This is a genomic window from Pseudoalteromonas sp. TP27 (assembly GCF_056470645.1).
This window is the reverse complement of sequence record NZ_JARDAK010000013.1, coordinates 27,518-41,460: the sequence shown is the minus strand read 5'-3', so window position 1 is coordinate 41,460 and position 13,943 is coordinate 27,518. Positions and strand designations below refer to the sequence as shown.

The following is a 13,943-nucleotide window of genomic DNA, read 5'->3' as shown; positions in this document are numbered from 1 at the left end:
CATTATGACTAAGCTTCGCCTTTCGAAATTAACTGGAGCGGTAATTTTAGCGCTAGGTGTTTCTACAAGCGCAATGGCTGCTGATACTTCATCTGCAATGCGTGGTAAAATTACGACGCCTTCAGGTGGCAGTGCTGCAAACGTTAAAATTAAAGTAGTTCACCAACCAACGGGAACTATTAGCGAATTAACTACAAACGAAAGTGGTACGTTTATCGCTAATGGTTTACGTGTAGGTGGCCCTTACATGGTTATCATAGACTCTGATACGTTTAACGATACCACTGTTGAAAATATCTACTTGAACCTGGGTGAAACTTATCGTTTAAGCTCGCAGCTTGCTCCGCTAAACATCGAAAAGATTGAAGTGTCTGGTTATAAAATTGTTCAACAATCAGGTGGTTCTAGCAGCACATTTGGCTCTGACACAATTGAAAACATGCCAAGTTTTAACCGTGATATTAAAGATATTGCGCGCTTAAACCCACTTGCCAGTATTAACGGCAATGGCGAACTTACGTTTGCCGGTAGTAACCCTCGCTCGAATGGTTTAACTGTTGATGGCATCGGCCAAAACGATGATTTTGGTTTAAACTTTGGCGGCTACCCTACTTCTCAGCCGCCTGTAGCGCTTGATGCTATTGAGCAGGTTTCTGTTGATGTATCTCCGTTTTCAGCTTCTAAAGGTAACTTTGGTGGCGGTACTATTAATGCAGTAACAAAATCTGGTACAAATGAGTTTAAATTTTCTGGCTTTTACGAAATCTCTACTCCTGAGATAGCTGGCGATGTAAAAAGTATTCGTGAAGAAGATGAATTAGACCCACTAACGGGTCATAAAACTTATTCTTTTTATGATGTTGAGCCTATTCAATCAGAAAAGCGTTATGGTTTTAACGTAGGTGGCGCTATCCTTGAAGACGAGCTGTTTTATTTTGTAAACTATTCTAAGTGGTCAAGCGAACAGGATCTAGATTATGGCTTCGACGGTTCTGGTGCTGCTAATGAATTTAATACTTCTGAAGCTAACTATAATCGTTTCATTTCTATTTTAAATAATGAATACGGCCTGACTGATTCATTAGCAAGTGCGCCTGAAGATACTAACGAAAGCTTATTAGTTAAACTAAGCTGGAATGCTAGCGATGAACATCGCCTAGATTTCACGTATCAGTGGCAAGACGACCAAGACGAGCGCAATAGCAGTAGCGGTGGTAACTCTGTTGTTATGCGATCTAACACTTACGCTTATGCTACTAAGTTTAATAATTTTTCAACTAAATTATACTCAGATTGGAGTGACAACTTCTCTACTGAGGTCGGCATTGCATATAAAGACGTAACTTCAAACAGCAATACACGTTCAAATATAGGCAGTGTTAGTGTTTATGAAGAAGAAAAAAATGGTCGTGGTACAGGGGCTCAATTTGCTTTTGGCACAGACAGCACCCGCCATGCCAATGTATCTGAAACTAAAAACTTAACGCTTACATTTGATGCAACCTATTTAATGGATGAGCATGAAATTAACTTTGGTGCGCAGTACGAGTCATTAAAACTTTATAATTTATTTGCCGAAGATTCATTAGGGTCGTGGCAGTTTAAAAGCTTAGATGATTTTGAAAACCGCATGGTAAGTTTTGAAGCTTCAGATTGGAAAAAAGATGAAAATGGTAACTACCCATACGCTTTTGAGTACAAAAATGCCTATACCAACAATTCAGCTGATAAAGCTTATGATGTAACGCGTAACCAACTTGCGCTTTATATTGAAGATAAGTTTTACATTGGCGATGACTTAGAAATGACTGCTGGCATTCGTTACGAGCGCTTGTCATCAGATGACAAACCAACGCTTAATGAAAATTTTGCTAATACGTATGGCTTTACCAATCAAGAGAACCTTGATGGTATAGATATTATTTTACCGCGTATAGGCTTTAAATATTATGCTACAGAAGCACTTACAATAAGTGGTGGTATTGGTCGTTTCCAAGGTGGCATTCCAAACGTTTGGTATAATAACTCATTCCAAGCCGATGGTATTACAGGGGTAACCGCCCCTTCAACCGTTATTAATGAATATTATGCTAATAACCAAGCTGATATTACTCAAGTCCCAGATGAAATTAAAAACTCATTAGAAAAAGGCAGCGGCAGCGTTGCTTTTATAGACCCTAATTTTAAATTGCCTTCAAGCATTCGTACTCAAATTGGTTTTGAATATGAATTCGACTCTGAATTATTGGGCAACGGTTTTAAGTGGCAAGCAGAAATCGCTTACCATAAAAAAGAGAATGAAGCGGTATGGCACAACGCTTCAATTCAACCAGTTGGATTAGCAGCCGATGGTGAGCGTGTTATAAACCAAACTATTTACGACAACTTTGATAATGCTGATATCGTAATGACTAACTCATCTGAAGATGGTCGTTCAATTATTATCTCAACTGGCCTAGCTAAAGAGTGGGACAACGGTTTATTTACCTCTTTTAGTTATGCACATCAAGATGTAACTGAATCCTCTATTGGTTCAGCATCGCAAGCTGAAAGTAACTACAAACATAATGTTACTGTTAACCGTAACGAGGACCTTGCTGCACGAGGCTCTTACGAAGTGGAACACAGTTTTAAAATTAATTTAGGTTACAATACTGAATTCTTCTCAGGTTACGCAACCAAATTTAATGTTTACTTTGAACGTCGTTCAGGTCGTCCATTTAGCTACACAATGAATATGTACCAAGATAGTGATTTAGGCGATACGAGTACGTTATACACTAACGGCGCATACTTACCTTATATTCCAACAGGAGCTGATGATTCTCTCGTAAACTGGAGTGAATCAGGAATGAATTGGAATCAGTTAGAGCAGCTGTTAAATAAAGCAGGTATATCTGAACGAGGCCAAATACTTGGTAAAAACACAGCGACTCAGCCTTGGGTAACAACCATGGATGTGAGCATCAAGCAAGAAATTCCTGGTTTTGCACAAGGCCACAGTGGTGAAATTTACTTCATGATTGATAACTTTGCCAATTTACTTAACAGTGACTGGGGAATCGAAAAACGCTTAAGCTATGCAAACCAAACTATTTATGACTTCGGTGGTTTAGATGATGAAGGTCGTTATATTATCGATTCAGCATACGACGGTGCAGATGTCCGTAATTATTCGCAAATCAGTTCTTCGTCATCAGCATGGCAGGCTAAAATTGGTATTAGCTACAAGTTTTAAGCCTTAAAAACTCTACATCAATAACTTGTTAAGTTATTTGTAAGTTACATTAGGCCGTGTTGTTCTTTCGAGGTTGAATTTGCAGCAGTATGTTTGGTTTTTAGGCAAGGCAGAGCCTATGTAGTGTGGTTATTCCCCATAAATAGGCGATAACGCAGCATAAAGACCAAACATGCGCTGCCCGAAGGGTTCTGCTTAGGGGCAATTTACTCTTTGTTGCTCGATTTTCACTTAGCCCACTAGGTTACAAACCTCGCGCCGCGATTAAGTTGCCCCTAGATTGAACAAATTTCAATCCATAAAGTTCAACACGCCCTAGACCCATTGCAAATTTGTAATGGGTTTTTTATATCTCCGCCCTTCAATTTCACATGTTTGTCATAAAACCCACGTAATATAAACCCCGATATAGAGTTATTGCTCAAAAAAACACTAAAACAAACAAAAATAGTGCTATTTATTAAAAATATATTGCAGTTGTATTTTATTTGTAACGAATAAATAAGGTACACTAGTAATGGATTTTGAATAAATGAACTTCAACTGTTTATTTTGAAAAATTTAAAATAAAAATATAAAAATTTAATTAATAACTACACGGGAAAATTAAATGAAAACTCAATTACGCAAAACAGCTCTTTCACTTGCTATTGCAGCATGTGTTGGTGTGAGTGGCGCTGCAATGGCTAACGAAACGACCTCTGCAATTAAAGGTCAAGTAATGGGGCCTAACGGCAACCCAGCAGCCGGCACTAAAGTAACAATTTTACATGTGCCTTCAGGATCAGTAAAAACAACTGAAGTAAATGACGCTGGTTACTTTACAGCTAAAGGCCTGCGTGTTGGCGGTCCTTATAAAGTAGTTGTTGATTCGGATATATATGCAGACCAAGAATTCAATAACATTATATTAAATATTGGTAATGACTACCCAGTAAACGTTTCTCTTGAGTCACAATCAAGCATGGAACAAATTGTAGTTACTGGCGCGCCAATTAGCGCAATGTCTGGTGGTACTGGTCCTGCGTCTACATTTACGCTAACAGATCTTGAGAACCAACCTGCTATTAACCGCGATTTAAAAGATATTATTCGTATCGACCCGCGTATCACAATTGATGATAGCCGTGGTTCAATTAACTGTGGTGGTGGTAACCCTCGCTACAACAGCTTAACGCTAGACGGCGTTCGTATGAACGATAACTTCGGCTTAAGCTCAAATGGTTACCCAACAATAAATGCTCCTTTTTCTTTCGATTCAATTGAACAAGTTTCAGCTGAACTTGCACCGTTTGACGTTCAATACGGTGGTTTTACATCGTGTAACATCAATGCTGTAACGAAATCTGGCGGTAATGAATTACATGGCGGTGTATTCTTCGATTATACAAATGACTCTATGCAGGGTGATTCAATTGAAGGCGAAGATTACGATGCAGGTAATTATACAGAAAAGCGCTACGGCTTTAATGTTGGCTTACCATTAATCGAAGACAAACTATTTTTATTTACTTCATATGAAAAACTTGAAGGTGTAAAACAGTTTAACTACGGCGGCCTAACAAGTGGTAGTGTTACTGCTGATGACCTTTCTCGAGTTCAAACTGCCTCACAGTCTCGTTACGACTATGACGCTGGTGGCATGCCATCAAGTTCACCGATTGAAGATGAGAAAATTCTAGTTAAATTAGACTGGAATATCAACGAAAATCATCGTGCTAACATCATTTATAACTACAACGATGCATTCACAATCTCTCAATCAGATGCTGACAATGATGAACTTTCATTATCTAACCACTTTTATGAGCAGGGTGCTGAGTTTACATCAATAGTAGCTTCACTTTACTCTGATTGGTCAGATGACTTCTCTACTGAAGTGCGTATTGGTAAATCTGAACTAGATGCTCGCGTTGAATCTTTGGATGCAGCAAGTAGCTTTGGTGAAATGCAAATCAACACCGCGAATGGCGGTACGATTTATATTGGTCCAGATGATTCTCGTCAGTCTAACGATTTAAATTATGATACTACAACCGCTAAGTTTGCCGGTACTTATTATCTTGATCAACATACAATCACTGCTGGCTATGAGTATGAAGAACTAGAAATATTTAATCAGTTCGTACAGCACACTGAAGGTGAATGGCGTTTTGCATCAGTTGAAGACTTTGAAAATGGTATTGCTTCCTCACTTGCATATGACAATGCTGCAGGTACGAACAACCCAACTGACCTAGCCGCTAATTTTTCATACGCACAACATACCTTTTATATTCAAGACGAATATAGCTTTACGGATATTGATGCTAGCTTAACATTCGGTCTTCGTTACGATAAATATACTAGCGATGATAAACCAAATCTAAATGAAAACTACATTACCCGTTATGGTTTCAGTAACCAAAGCACATTTGATGGTGTTGACTTAATACAACCTCGCGTAGGCTTCCAATGGTATGCAACCGACGCACTTGAAGTTCGTGCGGGCGTAGGTCTATTCTCAGGTGGTAACCCTAATGTTTGGTTATCTAACTCGTATTCAAACGATGGTATTAGTAAAGCAACAAGTAGTATCTATGATTTAAGTGATACATACTATGTACTAAACAAAGATGGTGAATACGACCCGTTTGTAGATTTATTTATTCCTCAAAATGTTAACGGTGGAGCACCTGGCTACGAAGTTCCTCAAGAACTTTATGATAAAGTAGCAGGCTCTGGCGCTGGCGATTCAAATGTAAATGCTGTAGCTTCAGACTTTGAGATACCATCAGAATGGAAGTACTCATTAGGCGCGACTTTCACAACTGAAAATGAATACGTAATCTCACTTGATTACTTATATTCTAAAAAGAAAGATGCGGCTACCTTAATAGATCTTGGTCTAATGGATTCTGGTGAAACAACATTTGATGGACGCCCTCTATATGTCGGTAAAGATGACGTTCTTAACCCTGGTAAAACTCGTTCACGTGACTACTTACTTACCAATGTAAACGGTGATAGCGGTGACTCATCAGTTATCTCATTAGGCATAAGCAAACAGTATGATAATGGCGTTAACTTCAGCTTTGGTTACGCATACACAGATTCTGACGATGTTAACCCAATGAATAGTTCTGTTGCTGATTCTAACTATAGCAATTTAGCACTAACAAATCCTGGTAATCCTGGTGTTGCATCATCTGATTACGAAATTCCGCATCGCTTTACAATGACTCTTGGTTATCAGCATGAGTTTGTTGATGGTTACGCTACTCGCTTTAACTTATTCGGTGAAGCATACAAGGGTCTTCCATATAGCTACACATACAATAGCAGCGATAAAGCATTCGGCGATGTAAATAACTATGGTTATGGTAGTCGTCAATTATTATACGTACCACTTGAAAACGATCCTAATGTTGTCTACAACATGAGTGCAGACGAAATCAACGAGTTCAATGATTTCATTGCTTCTGAAGGTCTTGAGCGTGGTGAAATTACTGGTCGTAATTCGCAAAATGCGGATTGGTTTGTTAAGTTTAACTTTAAGTTAACACAAGAGCTTCCAGGGTTTATGGAAGGCCATAAAGGTGAGGCATTTTTCGTAATTGATAACCTTACTAACCTTTTAAACGATGACTGGGGTGTACTTAAAAAAGGCGCTTTCGTAGGTAACAAAGTAATCAAAACGTCTATTGATGATCAAGGCCGTTACGTATATTCAGACTTTAATTCTAGTAATGTAGGTACAACTACTGAAAGTAGTGCGTCTGTATGGCAAATGCGTGTAGGTGTTCGTTACACTTTCTAATTTAGAACTGTAACCTAAAACATCTTTTAAAAGCCCACTTTGGTGGGCTTTTTTATGCCTTTAATTTGTTATTTAACTTTTCAAAAATACTCACTAACACTTCATATTCTTCGTTAGTCAGAGTGCTCAGTAATTGTTTTTCCCAATTCAATGCATCAGGCGCTATTTGCTCATATAAGTTTTGCCCTGCTTGGTTCAGTACAAGTAATGCTGCGCGCTTATCTTGCTCATTTAACTCACTTATCACTAAACCTTTATCTATTAAAACTTTTACCGCGCGCGACACGGTCGATTTATCCATATTTGCTTGTCTGCATAGGTCCCTTGCGTTGCTTTGCCCATACTGCGCTAAATTAGCAAGTATTCGCCACTGAGGAATATTTAAACCGTATTTAGTTTGATAAACCTCTGCAAAGTCGTTACTTACGCGTGTTGCTATATTTGTTAATTGATAGGGTAAAAACGTTGCTAAATCAATTTTCATTTTTGGTTATCCCAGCTTTGTAAGCTTTACTTTAGTGTTCATTTATATTTACGGACGCGCGCAGTTGCACATTTGATATTAGTCTCACTTGAGAGTATCTTAACTGAAATAAAAATAATATTAAACCAACCCCCCTCTCACAGGAGTCAGTAATGACGACACAATTAAGTTATATGACAGGTTTTGGTAATGAATTTGAAACACAAGCGCTACCCGGAGCATTGCCAATAGGACAATTTAGCCCACAAAAGGTTAAATACGATTTATACACCGAGCAATTTAGTTCGACTGCATTTACGGCTCCTCGCGCTTCAAATCGTCGCACTTGGTTTTACCGCCTTCGTCCTTCGGTAGTGCAAGGTGATTACCAAGCAATTGATAACGGCTTAATAAGAACAGCCCCAATTACTGAAGCCGTAACACCACCAACAATGCTACGTTGGAATCCTATTGATATGCCTTCAGAGCCTACTGACTTTATTGATGGGTTAGTAACAATGGCAGCTAATGGCAGTGCTAATGGGCAATCGGGTATTGGCATTCATGTATATGTGGCTAATCAGTCAATGCAAGGGCGTTACTTTTGCAATGCCGATGGCGAAATGTTGTTTGTCCCTCAGCAAGGTGAGTTATTAATTCATACCGAGTGCGGTAAGTTAAGTATTAAACCAGGTGAAATTGCGGTTATACCTAGAGGAATTAAGTTCGCTGTTGATTTAATTGATGATACAGCCCGTGGTTATATTTGTGAAAATTATGGCCATGCGTTAGAGCTTGCTGAGCGAGGCCCTGTTGGTGCTAATGGCTACGCTAACGACAGAGACTTTCAATACCCCGTTGCTGCCTTTGAAGATAAAGAAGGTGACTTTGAGCTTGTTTCTAAATTTAACGGTAATTTATTTAGCTGTGAAATAAAGCACTCTCCTTTTGATGTAGTTGCATGGACGGGTAATAGTGCGCCCTATAAATATGACTTATCGCGTTTTAATGTAATGAATACAGTGAGTTTTGATCACCCCGACCCTTCCATATTTACTGTACTAACCTCCCCTTCTGCTACAGTGGGTATGGCTAATGTCGATTTTGTGATATTTCCACCGCGTTGGATGGTATCTGAAAATACATTTCGCCCGCCTTATTATCACCGCAATATTATGAGTGAATTTATGGGCTTAATTGAAGGTGTATATGATGCAAAAGAGCACGGTTTTGTACCTGGTGGCGCAAGTTTACACAATTGTATGTCGCCACATGGACCTGAAGCCGACGTATTTGAAAAAGCCTCAAACGCTGAGCTTACACCACAAAAATACGAAAACACATTGGCGTTTATGTTTGAGTCGCGCTATATAATTTCACCAACAAAATATGCATTAGAAGGTAGGGAACGCCAACCAAACTATACCGATTGCTGGCGTACTATTAAAAAACAATTTACAGGTTCACAGGATTAATTATGAAATTATACAGCTACTTTCGCTCATCAGCGGCTTATAGAGTGCGTATAGCGCTTAACTTAAAAGCAATTGATCATGAACTTGCTATTGTTAACCTTTTAAAATCGGAGCAACTTGGGGAGGAATACTTAGCAACTAATCCGCAAGGCTTACTCCCTGCTCTTGAAACCGATGACGGTGTATTAGCACAGTCACTTGCAATACTGGAATGGCTTGATGAAACTTATCCGCAATTACCATTAATTACAGGAACTGCGTGGCAAAAAGCACAAATAAGAAACTTAAGCTTTGCCATTGCTTGCGATATTCACCCTGTTAATAATTTACGTGTGCTGAAGTATTTATCAAACGAATTAGGTATTGATGACGAGGCTAAAAATAAATGGTATCGACATTGGATAGAAGTGAGTTTTGAAAAAATAGAACTGATGCTAAACGAAAATGACGACTACTGTTTTGGTACCCAACCAACACTTGCTGACATTTGTTTAGTGCCGCAAGTATTTAATGCAATTCGTTTTAATGTAGATATGAGCGCTTACCCAAAAATTGCAGCTATTTACGAGCATTGTAATAAATTAGCTGCATTTAATGATGCTGCACCGCAAAATCAGCCCGATGCAAATTAAGCTAATTTAAAACTAACTTTGTAGCGAACTATGAATAACCGTAACGTGTTCAATTAAATCTAAGCCCAGATCAGTTAAGTACCCGCCATCTGGGCTATCTATAATCCCTTTTTCAAATAAACGTTGTGCTGCACTAAGTAAGCTTGGCTCTGCGTCCGAATGTAATTTAATACCCTGCATTTTACTGTCGCGAGGAAACTTTGCTAATAGTGTAAATTCTTCGATCATTGTTTGATTAAATTGCATTGTGTGCACCTTTTTATTTGAATCTAAGTTGTTCTGAATATAACTAAGTTTATAATTAAAATAACTTTATGTGCTTTACACTAGCACGTTTTTTAGCTTAATGTATTATTTTTAACCTTCCCCTATTTTAAGGTCTCTAATGCGTAAATTTATAATTCTATGTTTTTGTTTTAGCAGCTTAGCGTACTCAATACTCAGTGAAGCAACAACACTTAAAACTCATTCAATTATTGATGCAAACCAGTTTGTAAACGAAGGGTCTAGCTGTTGGTACGACAATAAACGCTATAGCGAGGGTGCACTAATACAAATTCACTCATTTACACTTTTATGCGGTGCTAAAAATTCTCAGCACAGTAACAGCCAACTCATTTGGCTTAAAATAGATAAACAAGGTAATGCTATTTACCCAACAGCTCCTAAAACAATCACTGTGAATTAGCGCTAAAAGCTGATTTGAGCTACAATGCACGCAGTTTAAATAAGTAGTATGGCTATGGATAATCAACCTAAAAACCCTTTACATGGGGTAACGTTAGAACAAGTACTTGTTGAGTTAGAACAGCGACTTGGCTGGAGAACACTTGGCGAGCAAGTAAAAATTAAATGTTTTACTGATCAACCAAGCATTAAATCGAGTTTAAAGTTTTTGCGTAAAACACCTTGGGCTCGCGATAAAGTGGAAGCACTTTATATTCACACTATAAATAATAGACCTATTCGTAGACCAAAAAGTGCACCAAGAGAAACATCTTCTCAAGCACCGGATACAACAGGGTTTGTTTGGCCGTCAATTAAAAAGTGATTGGTATAAAAAGGAGCTAAATTAGCTCCTTTTTTGATTGTACCGTGCGCAATTTATTGCTCTTTGCAAATCACATGTAATGAGGCCGGCTCAATAGTAATAACGAGTTTGTGAGCTGTTTTAACTTCCCCATCAAGTACGTACTTAAGCTCTCCTTCGCCTGTAATCTCGACTCTTTTAGCGTTGGTGTGATGCGAATTTATAGCTAAATGTGTTTGCGTTAAGCTACTAAACATCAGCTCTGCAATACTCAAAACGGTAGTTGAGTCTTCATTATTGGGTGTTAACCAACTTACATCGAGAAGTCCGTCACTATGATCTGGCTGCCCACCACCTTGAGCCAGTAGCGTTGTAAAGGGCGCCGCATTTGCCACAATAAAGCTATTTGTACATATTTCTTGTGGCTCATTATCATCGAGTTTTACGCTAAGTAACTGTGATTTTTGCTCGCCAAAGGCTTCAAAAAAGCCATTTAAATAAGCAAGTTGCCCCAATTTATTTTTAGACTCTCTATCTGCTTTTTCAATCATTGATTGCTCAAAACCAATACCTGCAAGTAACAGTACTAATTCGTTATTACAATAAGCGGTATCTATTGTGCTTGTTTGACCATCTATAATTAAGTCACATGCTTGCTCTACAGGAATAAATTTAGAGCTAATCCCCATTAATACATGCGCAAGTGCGTTTGCAGTGCCCATTGGAATGATACCAAGTTTACATGGTGTGTTTACAAGTACGCTTGCAACTTCGCCCACTGTACCATCGCCTCCACACGCGATAATTATATCTGGATTTTGCTCAATCGCTTTTTTAGCAAGCTCAATACCATTAATATCTTTTGAGGTAGTGAGTACTTCTAAATCGTAATAGGCCGATAACCGCGCAACAATTAAGTGTTCTTTTTCTTCCCATAATCGTGTACCCGATACCGGATTAGCAATCAACACGGCTTTATTTTTGATCAGTAATTCGCCTTTTTTATGTCGCTTTGCTAAATGGCGAAGTTGATGCTTATTTAAGTTTGCGGTTTCGCGGGTTTCTTTTATTTGTGCGAGAATTTGATGTACATCAGCATCTTTATTTTGACTCAATAAGTAAGCCGCCATTACAAATACCGAGCGTCCACGTCCTAAAGCACAATGAACAACCACACGGCGGTTTTCTTTAATATGGTGATGTATCCAATTAATAGCCTGATTTAACTGCGAATGGGTAGGAATACTATGATCGAGCACCGGAATGTTTAAGTAATTAATATTCTCTTGTGTTGAACTCCACTCAAGGCCGTCAAACTCACACGTTACGTCTAAAATTGCCGTAATTCCGTTATCTTTTAATGTGTCTATGTCTGAGGGAAATAATCGGCAAGCTAAAAATAGGTTATCGTTTATTTGTTGAATTGGCGGTACTTTGTCGTGCTTACGCGACCAGGCATTATAAATTTGCACGCCAAATAAAAATGGTACAAATGCCCAGCGTATATAAAATGGGATCACCCCATTTTCACGCTTTCTGAATATTTTTGCAGCGTTAAAAATATAGGCGGTGCTAACCAATAAAAGCGACAACGCTGTCCAATAAAAAACAATAGCAAAATAAACAGAGTTTACTTCCCAACCAATAAAAATAAGTAGTAGCGCTAATAGTAAATAACCAATTGCAGCCCACATAGTCTCTCCTTTGTGTAAATAATTCCGATTTTCTAATTTTAATTTAAACGGCTTTATGTACTCTTTTGCAAATATCACGCCATATAAATGGCATTTTAAATTCAAATTAAAATCATAAGCTATTGATATATAATGTTAATAATAAAATAAATTTAAGTGCAATCTGCTCTTTGTGCATTTTTTACAAACATGTGAATAAATTATACCTATACGTTTATATTTCAAACACTGATCGGTTATTGCTTGTACTAACGTATAAAGCAGCTAATCTAAAAATCAATTAAATTTTTTGCATCCAAATCACGCCCTCAACCGTTTACTCAATGATAATAAGAAAAACAGGATCCCTATGGATAACGATGATTTACTCCCTCTTTTGTGCGCAACAGCACAAGGAGACAAAAATGCTTTCTCAAGTTTATATCAACAAACTAGCGGCAAACTTTTTGCTATTAGTTTAAATATGCTCACTAACAGAGCTTATGCAGAAGAGGCACTACAAGACGCTTTTATAAAAATTTGGCATAACGCATCTGAATATAACGCCTCTAAAGGCACTGTTATTAGTTGGATGATAAGTATAGTTAGGTATAGAAGTCTTGATTCGCTGCGCTATCACAAGGTACGAAAAGAGCAGTCGCTAGGCGATGATGAATATGTGAATGAAAGCATTGACATTAATTACGATGAAGAAACAAAACTGGTTAATTGTATAGAACAACTTGAGCCGCAACAAAAGCAGGCTATTCACTTAGCTTATTACAAAGGGCTGAGTCATAGCGAATTAGTGGATCATATAGAAACGCCATTAGGCACAGTTAAAAGCTGGATCAGGCGTGGGCTTATGCAGCTACAAAGGTGTTTAACATTATGAATTATAATAAACCCGAACTATTAGACGCACTTGCTGGGCAGTATGTGCTTGGCACACTTAGAGGGCTTGCCCGTAAGCGTTTTCAACGTCTGTTGCTTAGTTCAAACCAAGCACGTGAAGCAAAAAGTATGTGGGAGCAGAACCTAAATAACTTGGCAAGTGCTATTACACCACAAACGCCACGTGAGGATGTATGGATAAATATATTACAGCGAATTGAAAACCAGCAACCCACAAAAACGGTGATACATACCAAGCCTTCAATTTGGCGTACATGGTCTTTTGTGGCAACTGCAGCATGTATTGTTTTAGCCTTTTTGGTTATTCAACCCTCTACTAATGTTGTTCAAACGCAACAAATTGCCTTGGTTCAAAACCAAGACAAACAATCATTGTGGTTTATTGATGTTAACGAGCAAGGGCTTTCAATTAAAGCCAGTAGCAAATTGGTTGCTCAATCAAATAAAGATTACGAGCTGTGGATGATTTTAAAGGGGCAAGATACGCCAATTTCATTGGGTTTACTTCCAAAACAAGGCAATAAAATACTTTTCAAAGATAGCCGCTTTAAAGCAACCGACATAGCGTTGCTTGCAGTAAGCTTAGAGCCTATTGGTGGTTCGCCAAATGGATTACCGACTGAGGTGTTATACACCACAGAGCTGGTACTTTTATAACCTTGCTATTATGACCAATGTTGGCTGCTTGTATAAAGTAGCCAACCCTCAATTCAGTTTT

Annotated in this window: 11 protein-coding genes; 8 read left to right on the top strand and 3 right to left on the bottom strand. The window is 38.3% G+C overall.

Annotated features, from left to right (window positions below):
• The first annotated feature begins 4 nt into the window (after nucleotides 1–4).
• Together PX700_RS14815 and PX700_RS14810 are read left to right on the top strand one after the other, a co-directional pair.
• On the top strand, nucleotides 5–3,238 hold the full coding sequence (locus PX700_RS14815; RefSeq protein ID WP_415637119.1) for a TonB-dependent receptor: 3,234 nt from the start codon (nucleotides 5–7) through the stop codon (nucleotides 3,236–3,238).
• Nucleotides 3,239–3,848: 610 nt separating this feature from the next.
• A complete protein-coding gene (locus PX700_RS14810; RefSeq protein ID WP_415637120.1) occupies nucleotides 3,849–7,037 on the top strand; it encodes a TonB-dependent receptor in 3,189 nt (1,062 codons plus the stop codon).
• 52 nt (nucleotides 7,038–7,089) lie between these two features.
• Here the strand turns inward: PX700_RS14810 and PX700_RS14805 are convergent, their stop codons facing one another.
• Complete coding sequence (locus PX700_RS14805) at nucleotides 7,090–7,521, bottom strand: MarR family winged helix-turn-helix transcriptional regulator (protein ID WP_415637121.1); 432 nt, start codon at nucleotides 7,519–7,521, stop codon at nucleotides 7,090–7,092.
• A gap of 152 nt (nucleotides 7,522–7,673) precedes the next feature.
• Here PX700_RS14805 and hmgA point away from each other — a divergent pair, with 152 nt between their 5' ends.
• Together hmgA and maiA are read left to right on the top strand one after the other, a co-directional pair.
• Nucleotides 7,674–8,975, top strand: a complete 1,302-nt coding sequence (gene hmgA, locus PX700_RS14800; protein ID WP_479521110.1) for a homogentisate 1,2-dioxygenase — start codon at nucleotides 7,674–7,676, stop codon at nucleotides 8,973–8,975.
• 2 nt (nucleotides 8,976–8,977) lie between these two features.
• On the top strand, nucleotides 8,978–9,607 hold the full coding sequence (gene maiA, locus PX700_RS14795; RefSeq protein ID WP_479521109.1) for a maleylacetoacetate isomerase: 630 nt from the start codon (nucleotides 8,978–8,980) through the stop codon (nucleotides 9,605–9,607).
• A gap of 12 nt (nucleotides 9,608–9,619) precedes the next feature.
• Here the strand turns inward: maiA and PX700_RS14790 are convergent, their stop codons facing one another.
• Nucleotides 9,620–9,853, bottom strand: a complete 234-nt coding sequence (locus tag PX700_RS14790) for a TIGR02647 family protein (protein ID WP_415637124.1) — start codon at nucleotides 9,851–9,853, stop codon at nucleotides 9,620–9,622.
• A 139-nt stretch (nucleotides 9,854–9,992) separates the two neighbouring features.
• On the opposite strand from PX700_RS14790, the gene PX700_RS14785 reads away from it, so the two are divergent.
• Together PX700_RS14785 and PX700_RS14780 are read left to right on the top strand one after the other, a co-directional pair.
• Nucleotides 9,993–10,295 carry a DUF1496 domain-containing protein gene (locus PX700_RS14785; protein ID WP_415637125.1) on the top strand — a complete coding sequence of 101 codons (303 nt, stop codon included), beginning with the start codon at nucleotides 9,993–9,995 and terminating at the stop codon, nucleotides 10,293–10,295.
• Between the two features lie 54 nt (nucleotides 10,296–10,349).
• The gene (locus tag PX700_RS14780) at nucleotides 10,350–10,658 is read left to right on the top strand and encodes a VF530 family protein (protein ID WP_415637126.1); all 309 of its coding nucleotides are present in this window, start codon (nucleotides 10,350–10,352) and stop codon (nucleotides 10,656–10,658) included.
• Between the two features lie 53 nt (nucleotides 10,659–10,711).
• Here PX700_RS14780 and PX700_RS14775 read toward each other — a convergent pair whose 3' ends face one another.
• Entirely contained in the window at nucleotides 10,712–12,331 is a 1,620-nt protein-coding gene (locus PX700_RS14775; protein ID WP_479521108.1) for a diacylglycerol kinase family protein, read from the bottom strand.
• 349 nt (nucleotides 12,332–12,680) lie between these two features.
• On the opposite strand from PX700_RS14775, the gene PX700_RS14770 reads away from it, so the two are divergent.
• Together PX700_RS14770 and PX700_RS14765 are read left to right on the top strand one after the other, a co-directional pair.
• The gene (locus PX700_RS14770; RefSeq protein WP_479521107.1) at nucleotides 12,681–13,205 is read left to right on the top strand and encodes a sigma-70 family RNA polymerase sigma factor; all 525 of its coding nucleotides are present in this window, start codon (nucleotides 12,681–12,683) and stop codon (nucleotides 13,203–13,205) included.
• Nucleotides 13,202–13,882, top strand: a complete 681-nt coding sequence (locus PX700_RS14765; RefSeq protein ID WP_479521106.1) for an anti-sigma factor — start codon at nucleotides 13,202–13,204, stop codon at nucleotides 13,880–13,882. The genes PX700_RS14770 and PX700_RS14765 overlap by 4 nt, the downstream gene beginning before the upstream one ends.
• The last annotated feature ends 61 nt before the right edge of the window (nucleotides 13,883–13,943 follow it).